General features: G+C 34.5%; 24 protein-coding genes and 1 other annotated feature (1 of these 25 only partly in view). Of the genes, 11 read left to right on the top strand and 13 right to left on the bottom strand.

Features of this window, described 5'->3' with window-relative positions:
• Window positions 1–48: a binding site (T-box leader), on the top strand (it extends 322 nt beyond the left edge of the window).
• Window positions 49–111: 63 nt separating this feature from the next.
• From IDG64_RS02290 to IDG64_RS02310, 5 genes are read left to right on the top strand one after another with little or no spacing between them, the layout of a single operon-like run.
• Window positions 112–1,215 (top strand): PLP-dependent transferase, encoded by a 1,104-nt coding sequence (locus IDG64_RS02290; protein WP_000655702.1) that lies wholly within the window; start codon window positions 112–114, stop codon window positions 1,213–1,215.
• Entirely contained in the window at window positions 1,212–2,372 is a 1,161-nt protein-coding gene (gene metC / locus IDG64_RS02295) for a cystathionine beta-lyase MetC (RefSeq protein WP_000175846.1), read from the top strand. The genes IDG64_RS02290 and metC overlap by 4 nt, the downstream gene beginning before the upstream one ends.
• Window positions 2,341–4,182 (top strand): bifunctional homocysteine S-methyltransferase/methylenetetrahydrofolate reductase, encoded by a 1,842-nt coding sequence (locus tag IDG64_RS02300; RefSeq protein WP_000077316.1) that lies wholly within the window; start codon window positions 2,341–2,343, stop codon window positions 4,180–4,182. Before metC ends, IDG64_RS02300 begins: the two co-directional genes overlap by 32 nt.
• On the top strand, window positions 4,179–6,407 hold the full coding sequence (gene metE, locus IDG64_RS02305; RefSeq protein ID WP_000207615.1) for a 5-methyltetrahydropteroyltriglutamate--homocysteine S-methyltransferase: 2,229 nt from the start codon (window positions 4,179–4,181) through the stop codon (window positions 6,405–6,407). Before IDG64_RS02300 ends, metE begins: the two co-directional genes overlap by 4 nt.
• 42 nt (window positions 6,408–6,449) lie before the next feature.
• On the top strand, window positions 6,450–7,202 hold the full coding sequence (locus IDG64_RS02310; RefSeq protein ID WP_000195907.1) for a cyclase family protein: 753 nt from the start codon (window positions 6,450–6,452) through the stop codon (window positions 7,200–7,202).
• 82 nt (window positions 7,203–7,284) lie between these two features.
• On the opposite strand, the gene IDG64_RS02315 is transcribed toward IDG64_RS02310, so the two are convergent.
• Window positions 7,285–8,466 (bottom strand): acetyl-CoA C-acetyltransferase, encoded by a 1,182-nt coding sequence (locus IDG64_RS02315; protein WP_000199068.1) that lies wholly within the window; start codon window positions 8,464–8,466, stop codon window positions 7,285–7,287.
• A gap of 538 nt (window positions 8,467–9,004) precedes the next feature.
• Between IDG64_RS02315 and IDG64_RS02320 the strand changes: the two genes are divergently transcribed.
• A complete protein-coding gene (locus tag IDG64_RS02320; protein WP_000245684.1) occupies window positions 9,005–10,138 on the top strand; it encodes a low temperature requirement protein A in 1,134 nt (377 codons plus the stop codon).
• A gap of 380 nt (window positions 10,139–10,518) precedes the next feature.
• Here the strand turns inward: IDG64_RS02320 and IDG64_RS02325 are convergent, their stop codons facing one another.
• Genes IDG64_RS02325 through IDG64_RS02340 form a run of 4 tightly spaced genes read right to left on the bottom strand, consistent with a single transcriptional unit; the run spans window position 10,519 to window position 12,928 of the window.
• Complete coding sequence (locus IDG64_RS02325; protein WP_000677723.1) at window positions 10,519–11,148, bottom strand: ABC-2 transporter permease; 630 nt, start codon at window positions 11,146–11,148, stop codon at window positions 10,519–10,521.
• Entirely contained in the window at window positions 11,148–11,990 is an 843-nt protein-coding gene (locus IDG64_RS02330; RefSeq protein WP_000209562.1) for an ABC transporter ATP-binding protein, read from the bottom strand. The genes IDG64_RS02325 and IDG64_RS02330 overlap by 1 nt, the downstream gene beginning before the upstream one ends.
• A 24-nt stretch (window positions 11,991–12,014) precedes the next feature.
• Complete coding sequence (locus IDG64_RS02335) at window positions 12,015–12,728, bottom strand: DUF3169 family protein (protein WP_000698767.1); 714 nt, start codon at window positions 12,726–12,728, stop codon at window positions 12,015–12,017.
• On the bottom strand, window positions 12,725–12,928 hold the full coding sequence (locus IDG64_RS02340) for a helix-turn-helix transcriptional regulator (RefSeq protein ID WP_001246014.1): 204 nt from the start codon (window positions 12,926–12,928) through the stop codon (window positions 12,725–12,727). The genes IDG64_RS02335 and IDG64_RS02340 overlap by 4 nt, the downstream gene beginning before the upstream one ends.
• A 240-nt stretch (window positions 12,929–13,168) precedes the next feature.
• Here IDG64_RS02340 and IDG64_RS02345 point away from each other — a divergent pair, with 240 nt between their 5' ends.
• From IDG64_RS02345 to tatC, 3 genes are all read left to right on the top strand, one after another.
• Window positions 13,169–13,558: a DUF1398 domain-containing protein gene (locus IDG64_RS02345; protein WP_000886005.1), complete on the top strand. Its 390-nt coding sequence runs from the start codon at window positions 13,169–13,171 to the stop codon at window positions 13,556–13,558.
• A gap of 99 nt (window positions 13,559–13,657) precedes the next feature.
• Window positions 13,658–13,882, top strand: a complete 225-nt coding sequence (locus tag IDG64_RS02350) for a twin-arginine translocase TatA/TatE family subunit (RefSeq protein WP_001794540.1) — start codon at window positions 13,658–13,660, stop codon at window positions 13,880–13,882.
• Window positions 13,883–13,937: 55 nt separating this feature from the next.
• Window positions 13,938–14,600, top strand: coding sequence for a twin-arginine translocase subunit TatC (gene tatC, locus IDG64_RS02355; protein ID WP_077477263.1), 663 nt, complete (start codon window positions 13,938–13,940; stop codon window positions 14,598–14,600).
• A gap of 91 nt (window positions 14,601–14,691) precedes the next feature.
• On the opposite strand, the gene IDG64_RS02360 is transcribed toward tatC, so the two are convergent.
• From IDG64_RS02360 to IDG64_RS02375, 4 genes are all read right to left on the bottom strand, one after another.
• Window positions 14,692–16,404, bottom strand: coding sequence for an FTR1 family protein (locus tag IDG64_RS02360; protein ID WP_206171277.1), 1,713 nt, complete (start codon window positions 16,402–16,404; stop codon window positions 14,692–14,694).
• Complete coding sequence (efeB, locus tag IDG64_RS02365) at window positions 16,385–17,614, bottom strand: iron uptake transporter deferrochelatase/peroxidase subunit (protein ID WP_000186209.1); 1,230 nt, start codon at window positions 17,612–17,614, stop codon at window positions 16,385–16,387. Before efeB ends, IDG64_RS02360 begins: the two co-directional genes overlap by 20 nt.
• Window positions 17,611–18,465, bottom strand: coding sequence for an iron uptake system protein EfeO (gene efeO, locus IDG64_RS02370; protein WP_000737196.1), 855 nt, complete (start codon window positions 18,463–18,465; stop codon window positions 17,611–17,613). The genes efeB and efeO overlap by 4 nt, the downstream gene beginning before the upstream one ends.
• Before the next feature lie 267 nt (window positions 18,466–18,732).
• Window positions 18,733–19,278, bottom strand: a complete 546-nt coding sequence (locus IDG64_RS02375; RefSeq protein ID WP_000467650.1) for a GNAT family N-acetyltransferase — start codon at window positions 19,276–19,278, stop codon at window positions 18,733–18,735.
• Between the two features lie 473 nt (window positions 19,279–19,751).
• Between IDG64_RS02375 and IDG64_RS02380 the strand changes: the two genes are divergently transcribed.
• Complete coding sequence (locus IDG64_RS02380; RefSeq protein WP_000157639.1) at window positions 19,752–20,747, top strand: YeiH family protein; 996 nt, start codon at window positions 19,752–19,754, stop codon at window positions 20,745–20,747.
• A 59-nt stretch (window positions 20,748–20,806) separates the two neighbouring features.
• Here the strand turns inward: IDG64_RS02380 and IDG64_RS02385 are convergent, their stop codons facing one another.
• The 3 genes from IDG64_RS02385 to IDG64_RS02395 are packed head-to-tail and all read right to left on the bottom strand — an operon-like array spanning window position 20,807 to window position 23,388.
• Window positions 20,807–21,373 (bottom strand): NADPH-dependent FMN reductase, encoded by a 567-nt coding sequence (locus IDG64_RS02385; protein WP_001028431.1) that lies wholly within the window; start codon window positions 21,371–21,373, stop codon window positions 20,807–20,809.
• Window positions 21,374–21,386: 13 nt separating this feature from the next.
• Window positions 21,387–22,448, bottom strand: a complete 1,062-nt coding sequence (locus tag IDG64_RS02390; protein ID WP_001096115.1) for an LLM class flavin-dependent oxidoreductase — start codon at window positions 22,446–22,448, stop codon at window positions 21,387–21,389.
• Between the two features lie 13 nt (window positions 22,449–22,461).
• Entirely contained in the window at window positions 22,462–23,388 is a 927-nt protein-coding gene (locus IDG64_RS02395; protein ID WP_001028206.1) for a VOC family protein, read from the bottom strand.
• A 311-nt stretch (window positions 23,389–23,699) separates the two neighbouring features.
• On the opposite strand from IDG64_RS02395, the gene glpT reads away from it, so the two are divergent.
• Window positions 23,700–25,058 (top strand): glycerol-3-phosphate transporter, encoded by a 1,359-nt coding sequence (glpT, locus tag IDG64_RS02400; protein WP_001010111.1) that lies wholly within the window; start codon window positions 23,700–23,702, stop codon window positions 25,056–25,058.
• Window positions 25,059–25,140: 82 nt separating this feature from the next.
• Here the strand turns inward: glpT and IDG64_RS02405 are convergent, their stop codons facing one another.
• Entirely contained in the window at window positions 25,141–25,581 is a 441-nt protein-coding gene (locus IDG64_RS02405) for a MepB family protein (RefSeq protein WP_000335332.1), read from the bottom strand.
• Between the last annotated feature and the right edge of the window lie 68 nt (window positions 25,582–25,649).

Below are 25,649 nucleotides of genomic sequence, written 5' to 3' on the forward strand. Positions count from 1 at the left end.
AATAACAAATAAAGGTGGTACCGCGAAACATAAGCTTTCGTCCTTTTTATCCGATTCATTCGGGTACGAAGGACGGAAGCTTTTTATTTTTTCTTATAGGAGGGTCTTAATATGAAGGATACACAGTTAGCCCAAATCACATTAACTGATGATTCAACCGGTGCTATAGCGAATCCAATCCATTTATCTACTGCCTACAAACATCCAAAACTAGGACAATCGACAGGATTTGATTATACACGTACTAAAAATCCTACACGCTCAACATTTGAAACCTGTTTTGCCAAACTTGAGCATGGTATTGCATCATTCGCTACATCAAGTGGAATGTCAGCCATTCAATTAATATGTAATCTATTTAAACCTCATGATGAAATTTTAGTTTCATTCGATTTATATGGTGGCACATTTAGATTATTTGAATTTTACGAGCAACAATACAATATCAAATTTAAGTACGTTGATTTTACAGATTATGAACAAGTTGAAAAAGAAATCACTGATAAAACAGTTGCATTATTCATTGAACCAATATCTAACCCACAAATGATTGCTATTGATGTAAAGCCATACTATCAACTTTGTAAAGCTAAAGGCTTATTGTCAATTATCGACAATACTTTTTTAACACCTTATCTTTCAACACCACTAGCAGAAGGTGCTGATATAGTCTTACATTCAGCCACGAAATATATTGGCGGACATAACGATGTACTAGCAGGTGTCGTAACTGTCAAAGATGAATCACTCGCGCAACAGTTTTTTGATTTTCACAACATGACTGGCGCAACACTTTCACCAATAGATAGTTATTTGTTGTTACGTGGACTTAAAACTTTGCATTTACGCATTGAGCGTGCGCAATCAAACGCTAGAAAACTTGCTAAAAAATGTCAGTCACTTCAAGCAATTGACGAAGTACTATATAGCGGGCAAACTGGCATGCTTAGTTTAAGACTTAACAAGGCCTATAGCGTCGCTGAATTATTAGAAAATTTAGACATTTGCATTTTTGCAGAAAGTTTAGGAGGTACTGAAACATTAGTGACCTTCCCTTACACCCAAACACATGTTGATATGCCAGATGCTGAAAAAGATAAACGTGGCATTGATGAGTATTTAATCCGCTTATCACTAGGTGTTGAAAATTATGAAGACATCGAACGCGATATCATCCAAGCATTAGATAAAGCTCAGATTGGAGAGATTGTATGACACTTTCAAAAGAGACAGAAGTGATATTCGATTGGCGTAGAGGTGTGGAATATCATTCAGCTAACCCACCACTCTATGATTCTTCAACATTCCATCAAACAAGTCTTGGTGGCGATGTTAAATATGATTATGCACGAAGTGGCAACCCTAACCGTGAACTTTTAGAAGAGAAGTTAGCACGATTAGAACAGGGAAAATTCGCTTTTGCTTTTGCATCAGGTATTGCTGCTATTTCAGCAGTACTTTTGACTTTCAAATCTGGTGATCATGTCATCTTACCCGATGATGTATATGGCGGTACTTTTCGCCTCACTGAGCAAATTTTGAATCGATTTAATATTGAATTTACAACCGTAGATACTACCAAGCTCGAACAAATCGAGGGTGCCATTCAATCAAACACAAAATTAATTTATATCGAAACACCATCGAATCCCTGTTTTAAAATTACTGATATCAAAGCTGTTTCTAAAATAGCCGAAAAGCATGAACTACTGGTAGCTGTGGACAATACATTTATGACACCGTTAGGTCAATCACCTTTATTACTTGGCGCTGATATTGTCATTCATAGTGCTACAAAATTTTTAAGTGGACATAGCGATTTAATTGCTGGTGCTGTCATAACTAATAATGAGGCAATTAGTGACGCTCTTTATTTAATACAAAATGGTACAGGCAATATGTTATCTGCTCAGGATAGCTGGACACTTGCTAAACATTTAAAAACTTTTCCAATCAGATTTAAACAATCTGTCGAAAACGCTCAAAAAATCGTGTCATTTTTAATAAAGCAAGATGAAATTTCAGAAGTTTATTATCCGGGACTCACTACTGCTCATTTAGAACAAGCTAAAAATGGCGGTGCCGTTATTGGCTTTCGTTTAGCTGATGAGTCTAAAGCACAACAATTTGTCGATGCACTGACATTACCACTCGTTTCAGTGAGTCTGGGCGGTGTTGAAACGATCCTTTCACATCCAGCAACAATGTCTCACGCTGCACTACCTGAAGAAGTGAGACAAGAACGTGGTATCACTTTCGGTCTATTCCGATTAAGTGTTGGTCTCGAAGATCCTGATGAACTCATTGCAGACATCAAATACGCATTAAAGGAGGCATTCAATGAGTCAATTCCTCACACAATTGAAAGATAATGTTTTAGTAGCTGATGGCGCTATTGGAACCATTTTATACTCTGAAGGATTAGACACCTGTCCAGAAGCATATAATCTTAGCCATCCAGATAAAGTTGAACGTATCCATCGTTCATATATCGAAGCTGGTGCTGATGTCATTCAAACCAATACTTATGGTGCAAATTTTGAAAAGTTAAAACGATTCGGTCTTGAAGATAAAGTTAAAGCTATACATCAAGCCGCCGTACGCATCGCAAAAAAAGCAGCAAATAAAGATACGTATATATTAGGCACAGTTGGTGGGTTTAGAGGTATCAAACAAGAGGATATCAGCTTACAAACTATTCTTTATCATACTGAAATTCAAATAGACACCTTAATTGAAGAAGGCGTTGACGCGCTACTTTTCGAAACGTATTACGACCTAGAAGAGCTAACAAATGTCATTTCACGAACGAGAAAGAAATACGACATTCCAATCATTGCTCAATTAACCGCTTCAAACACAAATTACTTAGTTAATGGTCAGGCAATCAATGAAGGATTAAAACAACTCGTTCAATGTGGTGCAAACATCGTGGGACTCAATTGTCATCATGGCCCGCACCATATGCAAGAGTCTTTCACACATATTGAATTACCAGAGCACGCATTCTTATCTTGTTATCCAAATGCCAGCTTATTAGATATTGAAAATAGTGAATTTAAGTATAGTGACAATGCACAATATTTCGGTCAAGTTGCTCAAAATCTAATTCGCGAAGGTGTTCGTTTAATTGGTGGTTGCTGTGGTACAACGCCAGAGCACATCAAATTTATTAAAGAATCTATTCAGACACTTAAACCTGTTAATGACAAAAAAGTGATTCCGATACCAAAGAAAGCACTTTTCAATCCATCTCAAAATAAAGTTAGACAATCATTAACATCTAAGGTTCAAGAACGTCCAACCGTTATTATCGAATTGGATACACCGAAACATTTAGACACGGATAGATTTTTTGAAAATATCGCTAAACTTGACAAAGCTAATGTAGATGCGGTAACACTCGCAGATAATTCATTGGCAACTGTCAGAATTAGCAACATTGCTGCTGCAAGCTTAATTAAACAATATTACAATATTGAACCACTCGTACATATTACTTGTCGAGACCGAAACTTAATCGGCTTGCAGTCCCATTTACTTGGATTATCGCTCATTGGCGTTAACGAAATATTAGCCATAACTGGTGATCCTTCAAAAGTTGGTCACTTACCAGGTGCAACCAATGTCTATGATGTTAATTCTAAAGGATTAACTGAACTCGCTCTAAGATTTAATCAAGGTATTAACACTGACGGTGATGCGCTGAAGAAACGTACACACTTCAACATCGCTGGCGCCTTTAATCCTAATGTTCGAAAATTAGATGGTGCCGTCAAAAGATTAGAGAAAAAGATAGAAAGCGGAATGTCTTATTTTATAACACAACCCGTGTACAGCAAAGAGAAAATCATTGAAATTTACCATGCCACTAAGCACTTGAACAAACCATTTTTCATAGGCATTATGCCTATCGCAAGTTACAAAAACGCACTCTTTTTGCATAATGAAGTGCCAGGAATCAAGATGTCAGATGAAATTTTACAACAATTTGAAGCAGTTAAAGATGATAAAGCCAAAACACGAGAACTAAGTCTTAAGCTTTCAAAGGATTTAATCGATACTGTTCATGAATATTTTAATGGTTTATACATTATCACACCGTTTCAAAATGTCGAAGATTCATTAGAACTTGCAGCATACTCAAAATCTATTACTGCTCACAAGGAGGCAATATTATGACAACAATTAAAACATCAAACTTAGGATTCCCAAGATTAGGTAGAAAAAGAGAATGGAAAAAAGCCATCGAAAGTTATTGGGCAAAAAAGATTTCTAAAGAAGAATTAGATCAAACATTAACTGATCTACATAAAGAAAATTTATTATTACAAAAGTACTATCACTTAGATAGCATCCCAGTTGGTGATTTCTCTTTATATGACCATATTTTAGATACGTCATTATTATTCAACATCATCCCTGAACGTTTCCAAGGAAGAACTATTGATGATGATTTATTATTTGATATTGCTCGCGGTAATAAAGACCATGTTGCAAGTGCACTTATAAAATGGTTTAACACTAACTATCATTACATCGTACCTGAATGGGACAATGTTGAGCCTAAAGTGAGTCGCAACGTATTATTAGATCGCTTTAAATATGCCCAATCTTTAAACGTTAACGCTCACCCTGTCATTGTTGGTCCGATTACTTTTGTTAAATTATCAAAAGGCGGTCACCAAACTTTTGAAGAAAAAGTTAAAACGTTATTACCACTTTATAAAGAAGTGTTTGAATCATTAATTGATGCAGGTGCTGAGTACATTCAAGTTGATGAGCCAATCTTAGTTACAGACGACAGTGAAAGCTATGAAAATATTACACGTGAAGCTTATGACTATTTCGAAAAAGCTGGTGTTGCTAAAAAATTAGTCATTCAAACATACTTTGAACGTGCACATCTTAAATTCTTAAGTTCTTTACCTGTTGGTGGTATAGGTTTAGACTTTGTCCATGATAATGGCTATAACCTTAAACAAATTGAAGCTGGAGATTTTGATAAATCAAAAACATTATACGCTGGAATTATTGATGGTCGTAATGTATGGGCAAGTGACATTGAAGCTAAAAAAGTCTTAATCGATAAATTGTTAGCACACACTAATGAACTTGTCATTCAACCATCATCTTCATTATTACATGTTCCAGTATCTTTAGATGATGAAACATTAGATACAAGTGTTGGCGAAGGCTTAAGCTTTGCAACTGAAAAATTAGACGAATTAGATGCATTGCGTCGCCTATTTAATCAAAACGATAGTGTTAAATATGATAAATTAAAAGCACGTTATGAGCGTTTCCAAAATCAATCATTTAAAAACTTAGATTATGATTTCGAAAGCGTGCGCACTTCAAGACAATCACCATTCGCGCAACGTATTGAACAACAACAAAAACGTTTGAACTTACCGGATTTACCAACAACAACTATTGGATCATTCCCACAAAGCCGAGAAGTTCGAAAATACCGTGCAGATTGGAAGAACAAACGCATTACAGACGAAGCATATGAAACATTCTTAAAAAATGAAATTGCTCGATGGATTAAAATTCAAGAAGAAATTGGCTTAGATGTATTAGTTCACGGTGAATTTGAACGTAATGACATGGTTGAATTCTTCGGAGAAAAATTACAAGGTTTCTTAGTAACTAAATTCGGTTGGGTGCAATCATATGGTTCACGTGCCGTAAAACCACCAATCATTTATGGTGATGTAAAATGGACAGCGCCTTTAACTGTTGATGAAACAGTTTATGCACAAAGCTTAACAGATAAACCAGTTAAAGGTATGTTAACTGGACCTGTAACAATTCTAAACTGGTCATTTGAACGTGTTGATTTACCACGTAAAGTCGTTCAAGATCAAATTGCTTTAGCAATCAACGAAGAAGTATTAGCACTTGAAGCTGCAGGAATCAAAGTTATCCAAGTTGACGAACCTGCATTACGTGAAGGCTTACCATTACGCTCTGAATATCACGAACAATATCTTAAAGATGCTGTTTTATCATTTAAACTTGCAACGTCTTCAGTTCGTGATGAAACTCAAATCCATACACATATGTGTTATTCTCAATTCGGTCAAATCATTCATGCTATTCATGACTTAGATGCTGATGTTATTTCAATTGAAACATCTCGTAGCCATGGTGATTTAATTAAAGACTTTGAAGATATTAATTATGATTTAGGTATTGGTCTAGGTGTGTATGATATTCATAGTCCACGTATTCCAACAAAAGAAGAAATTACTACAGCAATCAATCGTTCACTACAACAAATCGACCGTTCATTATTCTGGGTAAACCCTGACTGTGGTTTGAAAACGCGAAAAGAAGAAGAAGTTAAAGATGCATTGACTGTGCTTGTGAATGCTGTTAAAGCTAAACGCCAAGAATAATCGCAGCATTTATCATATAATAAACTAAAAACGGGTGATTTTATGACACAATATCCTTTATGGCAACAATTAAATACTTTAAAACAAGCAACTTGGGTTGATTTAACGCATACATTTGATCCGGAAATACCACGTTTTAGTGAGTTTGAAAAAGGCGAAGTTTCAACTTTATTCACGGTTAAAGATCATGGTTTCTATGTGCAACGTTGGAATATTGTAACGCAATATGGTACTCACATTGATGCACCAATTCACTTTGTCGAGAATAAACGTTATTTAGAAGACATTGATTTAAAAGAATTGGTATTGCCGTTAATTGTATTAGACTTTTCAACAGAAGTAGCGAACAACAATGATTTCATCGTAACACGTGCGCATATAGAAGCATGGGAAAAAGAGCATGGTACTATTGAACCTGGCACTTTTGTTGCACTTCGTACCGATTGGTCAAAACGTTGGCCTAATATTGAAAAGTTTGAAAACAAAGATGCGAACGGACAACAACATGCACCGGGTTGGGGATTAGATGCTTTGAAGTACTTAATTGAAGAACGCCGTGTTGAAGCTGTTGGTCATGAAACATTCGATACCGATGCATCTGTGGACGTTGTAAAAAATGGCGATTTAGTTGGCGAACGTTATATTCTTGGTCAGGATAAATACCAAGTCGAGTTATTAACTAATTTAGATCAATTACCAACTCGTGGCGCCATCATTTACGCTATCAGCCCTAAACCAAAAGATGCACCTGGGTTCCCTGTTAGAGCATTTGCAATTAAACCATCAAATGACTAATATTACCCAATAAATCCATAAACAAATAAAAACAGGTTATGCCAACATGTAATTAATACTGTTGTGATAACCTGTTTTCTTATTATTTATATTTTGATACAACTGCAGCGATAGCTTGACCGCCACCAATACACAATGATGTTAAACCAGTTTCAACTTCATCATTCAGTTGATGCAATAATGTCACTAATACTCTAGCACCAGATGCACCAATAGGGTGTCCTAATGCAATAGCGCCACCTTTAACATTCACCTTCTCAGGAGGTAATTTTAATTCACGATCAACAGCTAATGATTGTGCTGCAAATGCTTCATTTAATTCAAATACATCAATATCGCTTAATTCTTTTTTACTACGTTTCAAAGCCTTTTCAACAGCGCCAACTGGTGCAATACCCATAATAGAAGGATCTACACCATGAGTTCCAAAGCCATCAAGCACTGCCAATGGTTCGATATTTAATTCTTTAGCTTTGTCTTCTGACATGACTAACATCATCGCAGCACCATCATTAATTCCTGATGCATTACCTGCTGTAACTGTACCGTCTTTTTTGAAAGCTGGTCTTAAGCGACTTAGTTTTTCGACTGATACATTTTCACGTACACCTTCATCCTTAGTGACAACTATTGGTTCACCTTTACGTTGAGGAATCGATACTGGAACTATTTCACTATCAAATTCACCATTTTGCTGTGCACGTACTGCTTTATGTTGTGAGTTTACAGCAAATGTATCTTGTTCTTCTCTTGAAATACCATATTGCTCTACTAAATTTTCAGCAGTAATACCCATATGATATTGATTAAATACATCTGTTAAACCATCATATACCATGCTATCAACCATTGATTGATGTCCCATTTTAAAACCGAAGCGACTGTTGTTGACAAGCATTGGTGACTGAGACATATTCTCCATACCGCCAGCTAGCACGATGTCATTTTCACCAGTCACAATAGATTGATATGCTAATTGAATCGACTTTAACCCAGAACCACATACTTTATTCACTGTAAATGCAGGTACTGTTTCTGGCAAGCCACCTTTCATAGCAGCAATTCGTGCTGGATTTTGTCCTTGTCCTGCTTGTAGTACGTTACCGATGATAACTTCATCAATCTCACTTGGATTCAAACCCGTCTCTTTAATAATATGTTCTATTAAAGTCGCACCTAAATCATAGGCTGGCACGTCTTTAAACGCACCTCCAAAAACGCCAATAGGTGTCCTGTATGCTGCTGCTAATACGACTCTCGTCATGTCATATTCATCTCCTTATGATATATACAATTTTATTACTAATACGTCTAATGAACCAATACGCCACTAACATCCAATTTATGAAACCAATTGCTACGTATGTTACATTTTCATTCTTGTTATGCATTTAACAAATCATATTATACAATGATGTAATTTGTTTGGGCAATCGGAAACGTAAACGGTTTCACGTTAACATTTCACACTCTTAAATATGCTCTATCATCCTCATCTATAGTACAAAATTATGCTTTGATTTACCACAAATTATCATTAATCATTTCGCGTAATGACTCTAATTAAATGCTATCTATCATTGCATCGCTATTCACAGCTGGTTTCACCATCAATTTCTCATCAACTTTTTCTTACCATGACGTCTCCAGTCAAATATTAAATCGCTGATGATTGTTAATTCAGCAATTACCTTGCAGTCACCTCTCCTTCCACTTCATCGCCAAATCTGCCCCTATTCACTAGAAAAAATAAATAGTATACTTAGTAAATTAATTACACATCTTAAAGGAGTTAAAATTTTATGGTTAATGCATTAACACCAAAACATTTAGCTGAAAAGCGTGCAGGATTCCATGAGTTGTTCTTTGATTTGATTTTCGTCTATGCCATTCAAAAAATTGCACATGTGATTTTAACAACACAAAATGGTTCCATTTCAGCTGATTTATTTTTCAAATACATCGTCATGAGTTTGTTCTTATGGTTAATGTGGTCTCATCAAACATTTTTTACAAATCGATTTGGTCAAGTTACATTCAAAGACGTCTCGTTTATGATGTTTAATATGTTCATCATGGTCTTCCTATCTAACAGCCTATATCCGGACTTTGAAAAGACATTCTTCCCATTCTTCTTATGCGTGGCAATTATGTATTTAAGTATCGGATTACAGTATTTATTACATATACGTACAGGGTTAGATTATGGCGATAAGCGTACATGTCAAGCTTTTGCGAGCGTAGCCTTTGTGATTTCATTTTTATCATTTCTATCATTAGTACTACCACAAAGTATCCATTACATCCCTGGATTTTTAGGCGTATTCATTGCAGCGACAGGACTTATTCCATTTCAGAAATATCTTGTATTATCACCTGTTAATATGATGCATTTAGTAGAACGTTTTTCGTTACTAACAATTATTATCTTTGGCGAGGTACTGGTTGGTTTAGCTTCGTCATCATTTAGCATTGATCATTTTAGTTACATTTATATATTCCAATTTATGATTTTAATTAGTCTTTTCGGTGTTTATTGGATCATTACTGAAAATTACATTAATCATAAATTGTCATCTATCGGTTTCCGTTTATCGTATACGCATCTATTAATCAATATCGCTTTAGGTGTGATTAATGCCGCAATTGTTTTTAGTAATAACAATAAACTAAATGACTTGTTTGAAATTAATATGATGTATATCAGTGTTTTAATATTCTATACTGGATTATGGTTAATCACGCCTTATTTCCATAATGAACTGACAAACGCAAAATATATTTCTTCTTCACTAGGCATACTTGTAGTTTCATATATCATCAGCCTTATCTTTAAAGGGCATGACCAAGTAATGATTATTTCGGTATCCGTTGCGACTTTCTGCATCATGCTCATCTATTTTAAAAATCAACGTCTACGTAATAAAAATGAATAAATAGTATTCACCTCGGTCAAAGTATTTGAACTGAATCCAAAAGTGTCGAACTTCACATTATACTTTTGGATTCAGTTATGCTACATGATCGAGGTTTTTAAATATTTCCAAGGAAATCATTGGCATATACCATCATCAATTGATACACACAAATAAATTTCAGCAACATACTAAATAATATATACACGTTAATCCTCACTATAAAAGGAAATAATTCCCACACAACATAACCACCTCAAAACAAATAAATCAATATAGATATGTCACCTATACTTATCCCCCACATTTCATTCCACACCAAAAAGAACAGATGACAATCGTAAAGATTTATCACCTGCTCTAAATATTATTTCAAATACTATCATCACCAAAATCGACAATTATAGTTCTTGTTTGTTAAAAATTTTAATAGACAATATATAAGAAACGCTCGTTATAACTATACCAATGACCGCATATGCTATGACAACTAGCCATCCTTCAGTGCTAATTTTTTCAAATTCTAATGCAGATGCACCACTAACCATACCATATATAAAGAAAAAGACCACGAAAGAAATAAGTAGTAGTATAGATGCAAATATCATAATGACATTAGAGTTTTCAGCGCCAAATTTAAATGTCAATGGGAAAATGATAGAGTATGCCCCTATGATACCAAAACTCATTAAACCTGACATAATACCAATCATCACACTTTGGGTCACGATTGTAGTCACAACTAATCCAATCATTAAACTTGCACCGAATAAGATTAAATAAAAGGCAAAGTATGACTTAATATAATCACTACGTTTAACCGGTAACGTAGATACATAATACATCCATCTTGAGTCTTTTTCATGTTTAATATTATCAGTAATGGGTGTGATTAACATAACCCCAGCCATTGCAGAACTCATCAACGGATTAAATACTGCAAAGTATCCCGCAGCTATGATAGCGACTATAAAATAAATATATGTTTGCTTTCTCGTTGCATAAAAACTACTTAGGAACATACCTTTCATTATACTTCACCTCGCATTATGATTTTCGTAGCGTCATCAATGTGTTTTAAAGGCTCTGCATTTTCAATTTCTGCATAATCTTTAACTAAAATTTGATATTTCCCCTTTGACAATCTAGAAGCAATGATTAAATGCTTAGGAATTTCAACATCTTTATCTCCTGTCGTAACAATTCCATATTGTGCTAAAAGTATATCTTTCTGTTCAGTTAAAATCATTCGTCCATCTTTCATAAACACTAATTTATCCGCTAATTGTTCTATATCTTCAGAAATATGCGATGATATTAAGATGCCTCCACCTTGAGCGACAAAATCTTCTAATAGTTCCATTACTTCTTCTCGTCCAGAAACATCCATACCTGCAGTTGCTTCATCTAAGATTAATAACTTCACATCATGAGAAAGCGCAATTGTTAAAGCTATCTTCATTCGCATCCCTCTTGAAAAAGTTTTAATTTTAGTTTGTAGTGGTAACTCGAAATATTTGATTAAATCAAAGAATTTTTGACTATTCCAAGTCGTATAAATAGATTGAAATACTTTATCAATATCTTTAATAGTCAATTTATTAGGTACTCTCAGATCATCAAACACAACACCTATGTGTTCTTTATATTCGACATCATCCGCAGCATGTTCTTCTCCAAAAAATGCAATACTACCGTTATCTTTATGTCGATTGCCTACTAGAATATTAATTAATGTCGATTTACCTGAGCCATTTTTCCCAATTAATCCAACTGTCTCATTAGTAGAAATCGTTAAAGATGCATCTTGCAATTTAAAATCCGAATCTTTGTATTGTTTGTTCACACTATCTACGTTTAACAATGTTGTCATATCCATGCTCCTCTTTGTTTAATTTTAATAAAAACGTCTTCTCTTCAATAAATAACTAAAGGCGTTATATATGAAAATAGCAATGATAAGTAGCAAACTAAAGCTTTGATTAATTCCTGTAGCAATTGAATAAGACCCTATAAAAATAATGGCTAGTATCAATATGGATAAGTTGATCGCATATGTTTTAAATAATGCAATTAATTCTATATGGCGTTCACCCTCATCCAATATTTCCAATCGCTTTTCAGTGTAATTCTTATCTGCAATTTTTGGCATTCTGTCATCAAATTTTCTATTAAACAGTGTAAATTGTGTATTGAAAATAGCACTAGCAAAAAATGGTATTAAAAAGAATAGCATTGCATTTGCTGCAGCTTGCCCTACCACAAAAATTAGTAACACTACAAAGGCAATAATTGTCTGTATAACGCTTAATATACTTCCATTTAAAACATAACGATTCGCAAGCAATTCATATTGATCTGTTGCATCGATATCTACCTCTTCATCTACAAGTCGCTTATACTTCAATGCACGTCTTTGATTCATCAAAACAATGGCTTCTACCAATATGATAATAATCGTCGCAACAATCGATATTACAACGACATTGGTATATGTCGCAAACGTCAAGTTCTCAATACCCAATCCATCAAAATTACCTAAAATTCCACCAATGATACCCCCTACAAGTCCACCTAGTAAAAGATATCCGATATATCTTAGTATTTTCATACCTCATCCTCCTCAATAATAAAAACAGTTTCCACCGTTTCATTGAAAATTCGAGCAATTTTTATTGCCGTTAATACTGATGGCATAAAATTGTTTCGCTCAATTAGCGATATGGTTTGTCTTGAAACGCCCGCTTGTTTAGCAAGTTGCGTTTGGTTTAAGCCATCTCGTGCTCGTAATTCTTTCAATCGATTACGCACATCGCATCAACTCCTTAACTACACTGTAAATGATATGCGTCTTTTTGACAACTATATTTGTCAAATCCACACAAAAAAATATGATTGTCCACCTATGTATGACATTTTGAAACAAACACCTCAACGCCTACAAGTCATAATTGTTTACTTTCGTTACACCTTCCTGCATAATTAACAGCATTCTAATTTTAGTATGATGCACGCATTTTCACTAAATCAAATCATTCAAAGGAGATTATTATGGCATTTACATTATCTGCAATTCAACAAGCACATCAACAATTTACTGGTGTTGATTTTCCAAAACTATTCAAAGCATTTAAGGATATGGGTATGACGTACAATATTGTTAATATTCAAGATGGTACAGCAACATACGTACATCAATCAGAAGATGATATCGTTACGTCATCTGTAAAAAGTAATCATCCTGTTGCTCAAAAATCAAACAAAACAATAGTTCAAGACGTCTTAACAAGACATCAACAAGGGCAAACAGATTTTGAAACATTTTGTGATGAAATGGCTGAAGCTGGCATTTATAAATGGCATATCGATATTCAAGCGGGCACTTGTACTTATATCGACTTGCAAGACCAAGCTGTTATTTCAGAATTAATCCCTCAATAAACTATATTTATAGCAACATTTTAATTATTTCATAAAATTTTATTGATAATCATTATCGTTCGGTATAAAGTAAATACTATATACTACTTATGAGTGAGGTTGATTATCATGATAACTAACACTTTTATTTTAGGCATCACAGGCCCAACAAGTCTTGTCGTCATTAGCATTATCGCTTTAATTATTTTTGGTCCGAAAAAATTACCACAATTTGGTCGTGCTATCGGTTCTACTTTAAAAGAATTTAAATCTGCAACAGAAGATTTAGACAAAGAGTCTCACGACACACCCAGTAAGGAATCGAAACAACAGCGAGAGCAATAGCACTGACCACACCTTACTAGTTCATTTTAGCGAACTACGCCAACGGTTAGTTAAAATACTATTGTCGTTCGTCGTCACAGTCATCATCGTTTATGTTTCATCATTTTGGTGGATGACATTAGTCATATCATATATTACTCGAGCACATGTGTCCTTACATGCATTTTCATTCACAGAAATGATCCAAATATACGTGATGATTATATTTTTCATCTCGTTTTGTCTCATTTCACCGGTTATGTTTTATCAATTGTGGGCGTTTGTTGCGCCTGGTTTGCATAATAATGAGCGCCAATTTATTTATAAATATAGCTTATTTAGCGTACTTTTATTTATTTTTGGTGTCGCTTTTGCATTTTATGTTGGCTTTCCAATGATCATTCAATTCGCGTTAAAATTATCAACCACTTTGAACATTTCGCCAGTGATTGGCTTTAAAGCGTATTTAGTTGAACTTATACGTTGGTTATTCACTTTTGGCATTTTATTCCAATTGCCAATATTATTCATAGGACTTGCAAAATTCGGTCTTATAGATACCACATCATTGAAGCATTATCGAAAATATATTTATTTCGCTTGCTTTGTATTAGCAAGTATCATTGCACCACCCGATTTAACATTAAATATATTACTTACATTGCCACTCATATTGCTCTTTGAGTTCAGCATGTTCATTGTTAAGTTCACATGCCGAGGCAAACCGCCAACACATTAACCTTATACGAATTAATGCTGTGATTATCGTTATACTGCAATACCGAATATTTCCAACATCGCAACAAAAAAACAGGCACTCGGCCTGTTTTTTATTTTTTAAATTTAAAGATTAAGATAGCAACTACCATAATATAGGCAGCTTGTGCTATCAATGGTTCATAAGTTGGATAGAATCCTAACCAGTTAATCGTTGGGAATCCTTCAATGACATGTCTCGGCATAGCACCTAATAATTGTAACTTTTGAATACTTACGCCAAGCATTTTGAATCCCATAATAAAAATAAAAATCGACAACACTCTAAATATATAGAATATAGGTATCAATCTGACGATAAATCTAAATAATAACGCAAAGATGATTAAAATAACGATAGCTAAAGCAATACCAATAATAAAATCTTTGGTCGCTAGCTCACCTATCATCCCCATATAGAAAATGATAACCTCGACACCTTCACGCAACACAGATATTAAACCAATCGTCGCTAACAATACCAAATTACCATTACTAATCGCATTAGCATACATATTTTTAATCATGTCATTCCAACGTTTTGCATTTGAACGTTTGTGCATCCAAACACCAACGATAAACATTAATATGACCGCAACGATACCTAATCCCGCTTCCATACTTTCACGAAGAATGCCACTATTCCCTAAAGTTTCTACAAACGTAATTGCTATGATAATACTCAGTACAAGTCCGGCAATTGCACCACCAATCACACTTGCAGTCCCTTTCTTATCTTTTACATTACGCGTCATGGTAGTCAATGTCATTACAATTAACAACACTTCTAGCCCTTCACGTAAAAAGATAATCATCACATCGACAAAGCTATAACTATGGCCAACAACCTCTTTAATTTGATTGTTTATATCTACTAAGCCATATTTCACATGTGCTTTATTATGTTCGTCTAATACACTTTGATAATATGGTATTTTATCTTCAATTTTCGTATACAAAGCACCGTCTTTAGTTTGAATTTGACCTTCAACATACGGCCAAGTTTCTATAAAATGTGTAAGCGCAGCATCAGCATCCGACAATTGATTGTCGTCGATAGCTTTAATCGCCTTCTCTAACTCATCATTTAATTGTGATACACGGTATTGATCATTTGCAGACGTATCACTTTTTTTATCGACATGATCAATATTTGATTTAAAAGTTGTCCAAGCATGTGACACTTTTGCCGTATCTAATGGTGACTTATGAATTGCAATTCTAAGTTGTAATAATGCGACTTCAATTTGTCCATATTGATTTGCGTCATAATTGCGAATCACTGTTTCATTACTTGTCCAAATCTGATTCAAACTATTGTTCAAAGATTCTAATTCCGCTTTATTTTTATCTTTAATCGCTTTTGTCATCGCAGCATCTTTGGCATCGACTTGCTGTTGTAATAGTTTAATTTTAGAACCCGCATCTTTACTAGCCAATTTCTCTTCATAAGCAATTAATGACTTCGTTAATTGCGAAAGTGTATCTTTTTGATCATCATTCGCTTTTGCATCTTCAAGCTTTCTCACATCTGATTTGACAGCATTACCTTCACTATTATCTTCAAGCGATAATTTCTTAACTGCACTTACCACTTGCTCAATTGCTTTCTGCTTATTGTCATTCGATATCGAATTATTAGAAAGTGCAGATTTCGCATCCGTTATCACACTATATACATCACTAATACTTTGTTGTTCTGCTGCCTGACTTTTCAGTAACCCAAAGCTACACACCATAGCAGCAGTTATTAGCATTGCTACAAATTTAGTCAAATAATGTTTCACCAAGGTATCCTCCCTTACTAACACCTGGTAATACTAAAAATGAAGCAGAACCTCTATGTGTAATATATTCATTTAATTTATCATTACTACCTAAATTATTTTGTATATCGATAAATTGTTTTGTCGCTTTTTGAAAAGCAATGAACAACAAGCCTGTTTCGAAGTTACCTGTGCGGTCATCCGTGCCATCAACATAATTAAAGGCTCTACGTAAAATTGACGTATTTGCTTCTTTCGCTAGTCTCGTATGGGCATCTTTATCAATAATATACTCGCCATGACTATCTTTCGCTTTTAAGTCAATTTCATCAAACTCTTTCCCACCTGTTAACGGCGCACCACTATGTCGTTTCCGACCAAATGTAGCCTCTTGTTCTTCCAGCGCAGTACGATCCCACGTTTCAATGTGTATTTGAATACGTCTGACAACACAATAAGTTCCATGTTTCGCCCATCCGTCATCAATAAACACATAATCTTTAAGTTGATTACTCTTTCTAGGATTAATTGTTCCATCTTTAAATGCCATTAAATTTCTAGGTGTTTCCTTACCTTTAGCAGAGATAAAACCAGATTGCGCCCAACGTACCTTAACAATATCTCGAAATGGACGAACTAAATTATGAACCGCATGAAAGGATACTTGCGAATCATTTGAGCATGCTTGAATCATAATATCACCATCGCTGTAATCGTCTATTAACTGATCATTCGGAAAATGCGGTAAATCTTTAAAGGCATCGGGAATTTTACTAGATAACCCAATTTTCTTCATCAAAGACTTACTAATCCCAAAGGTAATCGTTAACTTGCTTGCACCTAATCCTATCGATTCACCGGTATCTACTGGTGGCATTAAAGGATTGTTACTCGTCTTGCCAACTGTATCACCATCCATCATACGATCAGCCATAACCGTCCACTTTTTAAACATTGCCTTAATTGCATCTCTATCTTTTGACTTCAAATCTAACGCAACGAAATTGCATGTTTTTTGCGTGGGTGTGGTAATGCCTGGTTGCACTTTACCATAAAATTCATACGCATCTTTTTCCGGATCTTCTGGTGTATTGAACATTGATTTGAAAGACCACATGCTACCAACACCACTTGCGCCAATTGCAACACCGGCACCGCCAATACCTAACATTTTCAAAAATGTACGTCTTGAAAATTGCGTACTATCGTTAACTTTTTCATAATTTGTCATTCAGTAATCACAGCCATTTTACTTAGTGGCTCTCCTAATGCATTAACAGCATCCGCAAATGCTTTACGGTCTTTCTTAGATACTTTTTCAAATGACTCATAACCGCCGTTGTTATCTTTATATTTATCCAATAATTGATTCACTTTATCGAAGTTCATTTGAATATCATCACTTAATTTTTTATCTTTTTTCTCTAAAATAGGTTTAAATAAGTCATAAATTTTTTGTGCGCCTTCAACGTTCGCTTTAAAATCATATAAATCTGTATGTGAATAAATTTCTTCTTCACCTGTGATTTTAGAAGTTGCAACTTCATTTAATAGGTCAACAGAACCTTGTAACATTAATTTTGGTGTGATATCTAATGTATCAGCTTTGGCATGCAATTCTTTTGCATCTTTCAATAATTGTTGTGCATCTTTTTTAGTCACATCATCAATTTTCTTATCTTCGTATAATGCTTTTTCAATCTTATGATATCCTGACCATTCTTTTTCCTTTTTCTCTTCTTTCATATCTGCAAGACGTGCATCAATTTTAGGATCTAAATCTCCAAATGCTTCTGCAACTGGTTCAGAGCGTTCATAATACATACGAACTTTTGGATATAACGCTTTTGCTTGGGCCATATCATTATTTTCAATCGCCTTAACAAATTTTTCTGTACCTTTTAAAAATTCATTTAACTGTTCATCAGTATATTTATCATATGCTTTTGTTGCTTGTTTTAATTCTGCTTTAACACCATCATCTTTTTTCGATGTCTTTGAATCATCCTTCTTACTATCGTCGTTCCCACATGCAGCAATTAATAACGTTGATGCTAATAATAGCGTTGTTAACTTTTTCATTTTGACACCTCATTATAGAAATTCTATTATCCCCATAGATGTGTTCTTATAAATATTATTTTCGCATTCCCTACACGCTAAAATAATACATTACACTTAAAACGGCTGTTTTAAAGCATCCTCCCATAAACATCATCTAGTTGATAATAATTATCAAAATCATTATATTGTTATAAAATAATACTGTCAACAACCTTTTATTTTCAAAAATTAAATAAAAGAGCGCTGCCATTTTAAATGTCATCACTCTTTTGTAAGTCTAATTTGTCATTTTTGGTCGTATTCTGATTTTAATAAACTATAGATGTAACTCGATGAATAAATACCATTTAGTAATTCATTGTCACGTAACATACCTTCTCTAGTAAATCCCAGCCTTTCAGGAATAGCTCGGCTTTTTTCATTATTAACTGCGGCACTAATCTCAATTCGGTTTAAGTCAAGCTCTTCGAAACAATACTTTATCAATGCCTCAACTGCTTGTGTCATAATCCCATGACACTCAAATTGTTTATCTAAATAATATCCTAATGAAGTTTTTCTGTGAATGTGATTAATTTCATGTAAACCGATGACACCAACTAACGTTCCTTCATACCAAATGCCACACTGAAATCCATTACCATCAGCAAATTGCAAAAGTCCTCTTTTAATAAATGCACGCGTATCTGATGGTTGCTCAGTTGCATCTACCCAAGGTAACCATTCCCTAAGTGAATTTCTTGAACGATTGACTAAATTGAAAAGCGCTTCTGTGTCATGAGCTTCTAAAATTTTTAATGTTATTTGTTCATTCACTTTCATTCCAAACATACCATCACATCCTCATTCATTTTTCATATAATTCTGTAAATTATCATAATAATAACATATTAATATTACGCCTTGTATCTTAAATTTGTTGTCCTTCCCCAACTTGCATTGCTTGTAGAATTTCTTTTCGAAATTCTCTTTGTTGGGGCCCCGCCAACTTGCATTGCTTGTAGAATTTCTTTTCGAAATTCTCTATGTTGGGGCCCCGCCAACTTGCATTGTCTGTAGAAATTACGGACCCAATTTCTCTATGTTGGGGCCCATCCCCAACTTGCACATTATTGTAAGCTGACTTTTCGTCAGCTTCTTTGTTGGGACCCCGCCAATAAGCGTTGTAGTGCCTATTACTTTGGTTGATGTCCTTGATACCTATCACACAACTTAATTTAATCACTACTTTATTATTCATTCCAAATTTATATTTAAAAATACGACAAAACAGTGCTAAAATGCTATTAAAGGAGGCACTGCTCATGGCATCATTGAAAAACAAGCATTTTATGATTGGACTATCATTAACATTTATAGTCGCATTATTTAGCTTTTTAGCAGCTAAATTGCCAATCTTAGATAAGGTTGGCGCATTAACTATCGCGATATTAATCGCTATTCTATATCGTCACTTTAGAGGATATCCTGAGCAATATAGCTCAGGTATTACGTTTTCATCTAAATATTTATTAAGATTTGCAATCATCCTATATGGACTTAAACTCAATATATTCGATATTATCGGTCAAGGTAGTAGACTATTAGCCATCGATGTAGGTGTCGTTATTTTTAGTATTGTAATGATGCTCTTTGTCAACAAACTGTTACATGGTGACAAAAACATCGCATTATTACTAGGTGTAGGTACAGGCGTTTGTGGTGCTGCCGCTATTGCTGCAGTAGCTCCAATATTCAAATCACGTGAAAAGGATACAGCTATTAGTATCGGTATCATCGCATTGATTGGTACGATATTTTCACTTATATATACAGCTATCTATGCTATCTTTTCAATGACGACAACTGTCTATGGCGCTTGGTCCGGCGTTAGTCTTCATGAAATTGCGCATGTTGTCTTAGCTGGCGGCTTTGGTGGTAGTGATGCACTTAAAATTGCACTGCTGGGCAAACTTGGCAGAGTATTCTTACTGATTCCATTAACCATCGTACTTATTTTAATTATGCGTTTCCGTTCATCAGAATCATCTAGCAAAGGTCGAATAAGCATTCCATACTTTTTAATTGGATTTGTCATTATGGCATTAGTGAATACATATGTAACTATTCCGTCAGCATTGCTAAATATTTTAAATACTGTATCAACAATTTGCTTATTAATGGCCATGGTTGCTTTAGGGTTAAATGTGGCATTTAAAGATCTTAAAAATCGCGCACTTAAACCGCTTATGACAATCATTATTACCTCAATATGCTTGTCATCACTTGCCTTTATCGTCGTTCATTGGCTATATAGTTAATATGAAAAGACGCTCAAACACTTACAAATTTAGTGTGCCGAGCGTCTTATTTTTATACTTTAAAAGTCGTATTGGTTGTTTTCTTCTTCAAACACTTGTTGTTGTACTTTGGCAGTTCGCATTGTGGATTGTGCCAACGCTTTTAAACGAAATACAACATCATCATTGACAATTTGTTGATTTGAAAAATCTTTCTCTTCAATAAATACATACGTTTGCATCGTATGTGCTTTCATGTAACTCAATATTGGTTTTAAATGCATTTCAGGAATTAAATAATGTTTACTAGAACCTGCTGTCGCTACAAGTCCTATTACCTTGTCACGAAACGCATTGACCGGAAGCAAATCAAATACATTTTTCAAAGCACCAGGGATGGAAGCTTGAAAAATTGGAAAACCAATAAAAATCACATCAGCCTGCATTAACGACGTCGTTAATTTATATACATCTCCTGTAGTATCTAGATAATTCTTTCCAACGCTAAATTCTAATTCAAGTTCTCGTAAATCCATCAACTCTATTTGATGTCCCTCATTGATGACTTCTAGTTCATTTTTTAAATCATCCATAGCAATTCTCGTTTTAGAACCTACTGTGGAACCTGACAATAATACAATATTCATGATGACGCCCCTCCTATTTTGATAAATGCTTTTTAATCGCCGGTATAATTTCGTTGCCAATTAACTCAATATTCTTCATAACATTTTCAAATGGCACACCGCCAAAATCAAGCTGTGCCATAAAACGTTGATGACCATACAACTCGTGTTGATACAATATCTTTTCAATAATTTGTTGCGGACTTCCAACCATTAGCGCTTCTCGATAATCTGACGAATTAGCAAATTGCTGTTTTGGATAACCAACGCCACGAATAAATGACATCCCTGTATTCAAATGTGGATAAAATTCTCTCATAGCATCCTGAGTTGTTTCAGCTGTATAAAACAGACTCGCTGTACTTACTGGTAAAGACTTAGACGAAACATCGAAACCTGCTTCAGTTGCTGCTTGACGATAAGCATCTATAGAACCTTTAAAGTTCATTGCTGGGCCACCAAGGGTTGTAATCATCATTGGCACACCTTGTTTTCCCGCTTTGATAGCACTTGCAGGTGGACCACCAACAGCACGCCATATTGGCAATGTATTATCGATTGGTCTTGGGAATATTTTCATATTTCTAAGTTCTGGACGATATTTTCCAGACCAAGTAATACGCTCAGTTTTATTTAACTCTAAAAGTAAACCTAATTTTTCTTCAAACAATTCATCATAGTCTTTTAAATCATAGCCAAACAAGTCAAAAATACCTGTTCTTGATGCTCTACCAGCCACAATTTCGGCTCTACCATGAGAAATCAAATCTAATGTTGCGAAGTCTTCAAATGCTCTTACAGGATCTGTTGCACTAATAATCGTTGAAGAACTTGAAACTTTAATATGCTTTGTCGCTTGGGCAATTGCACCTAACACAACCGTATGTGCCTGTGTTGTAAAATGCTCCTGATGACTTTCACCAACTGCAAAAACATCAATACCTGCTTCATCTGCTAATTTACTTGCTTCAATAATTTCATTAATACGTTGCTCATAACTAACTTTTTCACCTTTCAATGGATTCAATAAATGATCACCTAAGGAATACAAACCAAACTCAAGAGGCGTATTTTTATTCATTTCTAATTTGGCCATTAAACATTCTCCTTTATATTTCGTGTAACTTACTTTCAATTTGTTCACGTTCTGCTTCTAAAAAGTCAGGCAAGTTCAATTGACTTCCTAATTGTTCAACAGGTGTATCAATAGTAAATCCAGGCGCTTCAGTCGCAAATTCATACATAATTGAATTATGGCGATAGTATAATGATTTAAAGAAATAGCGATCAATTATACCTGAATTACTTTGTGGTTGTTGTTGTAATTTCTTGTAAATTGCATCTAAATCACTCATTAGTGGTGTATTAACTGCAATATGATGGATATAACCTCGTCCAGGTCTTTCACGTTGTCCCTGTTGCTCAATAACTACAAAATCCGAATATAAACCTTGTGGTGCTAATGTCAGCACATCGAATGATTTATTATCTCTTTTGCGATAACCTAAGACATTTTCCAAAAATTCTACCGTACGCGCTGCATTTCTAACTCTTAATTCGACTGGCCCTATTCCTAAAATTTGATATGCTTGAGGTATTTCACTATAAACGTTATGTTGCCATTGATGTGGTACTTCAAAACTATCATTAACAAGCAATATGATTTCTAAGTCGTCTTCATCTTTAAAGACAACACCTTCTTGTCCAAGATAGTACAAACGTTCAGACGTAATACCATTATTATCAAGGCGTTTTTCAAAATAATGAAGTGCCGCTTGATTTGGTACTAATAAAGAAAATCGATAAATCGTTTCAGTGCCTGGCTGCTTATGACCCGCATTGGGAATTTCAAAAAAGCTTAAAATTGTTCCGGCTGTACCTACTTCGTCCCCATAAAACAAATGATACATTGAAGGATTGTCTTGATTAACCGACTTTTCAACTAATCGTAATCCAAGGACATTTGTGTAAAAATCCTTATTACGTTTTGCATCTTTTGTATACATGGATATGTGATGATGCCCTACTATATTCATACTATCCCTCCTATTAGTATAAATTTTATACCAGCTTACATAAAAAAGATAGTTATATGCCATTTACCCCTTTTCTGCAAATAAAAATATGTTTGTACTCATTCGTAGATACACAGCTAGTATGTATAACGACATAATAATTGCATAATTATAAATTTATGTGTAGCAATTTATTTTTTCTAAATGTTTATAAAATACTTCAATAACTAAATATGCAAGATTTCACAAAAGTATATTGACAACGCTTTCATACATGTCTAATATAAGTTTATCGCACAAAATGCATATAAATACATATTAAGGAGGATTTTATGAATTTTCTTAAACCTGCAAAGCATATTAAGCCTTTGCCAGAAAATCAGATAGATGATACCTATAAACGATTACGTCTCCAAGTATTTCTTGGTATTTTCATCGGTTACGCTGGGTACTATTTATTACGTAAAAACTTTTCGTTAGCGATGCCGGCATTGCAAGAGCAAGGTTTTACAAAAGCGGAACTAGGTTTTGCACTTTCTGCTGTTTCCATCGCATATGGATTTAGTAAGTTCTTTATGGGTACTGTAAGTGATCGGAGCAATGCTCGGATATTCTTAGTTCTTGGATTAGCACTCACTGCTATCGTCAATTTGTTAATGGGATTTGTACCGTTCTTTACATCAGGTATCGGTATTATGTTTGTCCTATTATTCTTAAATGGATGGTTTCAAGGTATGGGCTGGCCACCTTCAGGCCGTGTTCTCGTTCACTGGTTTAGTGTAAGTGAACGCGGAAGTAAGACTGCCCTTTGGAACGTTGCGCATAATGTTGGTGGAGGTATTATGGCACCTATTGCTGCTTGGGGTATTACAACAACAGCATTTATCAACTTTGGTTATTTAAAAGGTTTCGAAGGTGTATTCATTTACCCTGCACTCTTAGCACTTATCATTGCAGCAATTTCATACGTATTGATTAGAGACACACCTCAATCTCAAGGTTTACCTCCAATCGAAATTTATAAAAATGACTTTGCTACAAGCGATAAGAAAACATTAGAAACAGAATTAACTACAAAAGAAATTTTATTTAAATATGTACTAAACAATAAATGGGTATGGGCAATTGCCTTTGCAAATATATTTGTTTATTTCGTGCGTTATGGTGTACTTGATTGGGCGCCAGTCTACTTAAGTGAAGAAAAACATTTCGACTTAAAAGCATCAGGTTGGGCATACTTCTTATACGAATGGGCTGGAATTCCTGGTACATTATTATGTGGTTACATTTCTGATAAATTATTCAAAGGTCGTCGTGGACCTGCAGGTTTCTTCTTTATGTTAGGTGTCACAGTATTTGTATTAATTTATTGGTTAAATCCTCCAGGCAATGCTTGGTTAGACAATGTCTCATTAATTGCCATTGGTTTCTTAATATATGGACCAGTTATGTTAATTGGTTTACAAGCATTAGATTATGTACCTAAAAAAGCAGCTGGCACAGCAGCTGGATTAACAGGATTATTTGGTTATCTGTTTGGTGCTGTAATGGCCAATATCGTCTTAGGTGCTGTAGTTGATAAATTCGGATGGGATGTCGGTTTTATTTTATTAACAGCAATCAGTGTGTTTGCAATGTTGAGCTTTATCCTCACTTGGAATAAAGTAGGACAAGAAACCGTTCATCATTAAATGATAAAAAATAAAGTCATATGGTTATCTTATCGAAAGATGATATATTCATCTCTTATAAGTTCAACCATATGACTTTTTATTAGTATTCAAAAAAATATTTACATTGCCACTTTTGTGTTTGCCCTGCTGTTTTATTCAATTGATTACACCACTTAGGATAAACTCTAAAAGCCATTTTCCCTTGATACTTAGATGAAGCTAAGATACCTTTTTCTACCAATAATTCCCTAGGAAATAGAAAGTAGCCATTTAATTCATCATCGATAACAGCAACAATCAGGTAATCAGCAAACTCTTCAATTTTGTATGGCCGATTATAATTATCTTCGTCTTTTGTCCAACATGTCACGAAATATCCCGATTTAGTCGGTGTTTTCTTAGCTAACCTACTTTGATATGTTTCCTCTTTAAAGCTAAATGTTAATGCTTCGTAATCTTGATTATATTTTTCTTCAGTTAAATCTTTAACTTCTGATTCTTCACTAAAAATATTTTTCAACAGTATTTTAGATTTACACATATGCCAATCTCACTTTATTTTTTCATAATCGTATCATATATTTATTTTTTTCGAAAAATACACTTCCG

The organism is Staphylococcus sp. EG-SA-15 (genome assembly GCF_017151895.1).
In the GTDB taxonomy this organism is placed as follows: Bacteria; Bacillota; Bacilli; order Staphylococcales; family Staphylococcaceae; genus Staphylococcus; species Staphylococcus aureus.

What these genes read in the sequence shown, in the direction of transcription:
- IDG64_RS02385 (WP_001028431.1), bottom strand. Translation starts at nt 21,373, where the DNA reads ATGAATATTGTATTATTGTCAGGTTCCACAGTAGGTTCTAAAACGAGA.
- IDG64_RS02320 (WP_000245684.1), top strand. Translation starts at nt 9,005, where the DNA reads ATGGTTAATGCATTAACACCAAAACATTTAGCTGAAAAGCGTGCAGGA.
- IDG64_RS02375 (WP_000467650.1), bottom strand. Translation starts at nt 19,278, where the DNA reads ATGTTTGGAATGAAAGTGAATGAACAAATAACATTAAAAATTTTAGAA.
- IDG64_RS02325 (WP_000677723.1), bottom strand. Translation starts at nt 11,148, where the DNA reads ATGAAAGGTATGTTCCTAAGTAGTTTTTATGCAACGAGAAAGCAAACA.
- IDG64_RS02405 (WP_000335332.1), bottom strand. Translation starts at nt 25,581, where the DNA reads ATGTGTAAATCTAAAATACTGTTGAAAAATATTTTTAGTGAAGAATCA.
- efeB (WP_000186209.1), bottom strand. Translation starts at nt 17,614, where the DNA reads ATGACAAATTATGAAAAAGTTAACGATAGTACGCAATTTTCAAGACGT.
- IDG64_RS02390 (WP_001096115.1), bottom strand. Translation starts at nt 22,448, where the DNA reads ATGGCCAAATTAGAAATGAATAAAAATACGCCTCTTGAGTTTGGTTTG.
- metC (WP_000175846.1), top strand. Translation starts at nt 1,212, where the DNA reads ATGACACTTTCAAAAGAGACAGAAGTGATATTCGATTGGCGTAGAGGT.
- efeO (WP_000737196.1), bottom strand. Translation starts at nt 18,465, where the DNA reads ATGAAAAAGTTAACAACGCTATTATTAGCATCAACGTTATTAATTGCT.
- IDG64_RS02380 (WP_000157639.1), top strand. Translation starts at nt 19,752, where the DNA reads ATGGCATCATTGAAAAACAAGCATTTTATGATTGGACTATCATTAACA.
- IDG64_RS02395 (WP_001028206.1), bottom strand. Translation starts at nt 23,388, where the DNA reads ATGAATATAGTAGGGCATCATCACATATCCATGTATACAAAAGATGCA.
- metE (WP_000207615.1), top strand. Translation starts at nt 4,179, where the DNA reads ATGACAACAATTAAAACATCAAACTTAGGATTCCCAAGATTAGGTAGA.
- IDG64_RS02300 (WP_000077316.1), top strand. Translation starts at nt 2,341, where the DNA reads ATGAGTCAATTCCTCACACAATTGAAAGATAATGTTTTAGTAGCTGAT.
- IDG64_RS02310 (WP_000195907.1), top strand. Translation starts at nt 6,450, where the DNA reads ATGACACAATATCCTTTATGGCAACAATTAAATACTTTAAAACAAGCA.
- IDG64_RS02290 (WP_000655702.1), top strand. Translation starts at nt 112, where the DNA reads ATGAAGGATACACAGTTAGCCCAAATCACATTAACTGATGATTCAACC.
- IDG64_RS02315 (WP_000199068.1), bottom strand. Translation starts at nt 8,466, where the DNA reads ATGACGAGAGTCGTATTAGCAGCAGCATACAGGACACCTATTGGCGTT.
- IDG64_RS02330 (WP_000209562.1), bottom strand. Translation starts at nt 11,990, where the DNA reads ATGACAACATTGTTAAACGTAGATAGTGTGAACAAACAATACAAAGAT.
- glpT (WP_001010111.1), top strand. Translation starts at nt 23,700, where the DNA reads ATGAATTTTCTTAAACCTGCAAAGCATATTAAGCCTTTGCCAGAAAAT.
- IDG64_RS02345 (WP_000886005.1), top strand. Translation starts at nt 13,169, where the DNA reads ATGGCATTTACATTATCTGCAATTCAACAAGCACATCAACAATTTACT.
- IDG64_RS02335 (WP_000698767.1), bottom strand. Translation starts at nt 12,728, where the DNA reads ATGAAAATACTAAGATATATCGGATATCTTTTACTAGGTGGACTTGTA.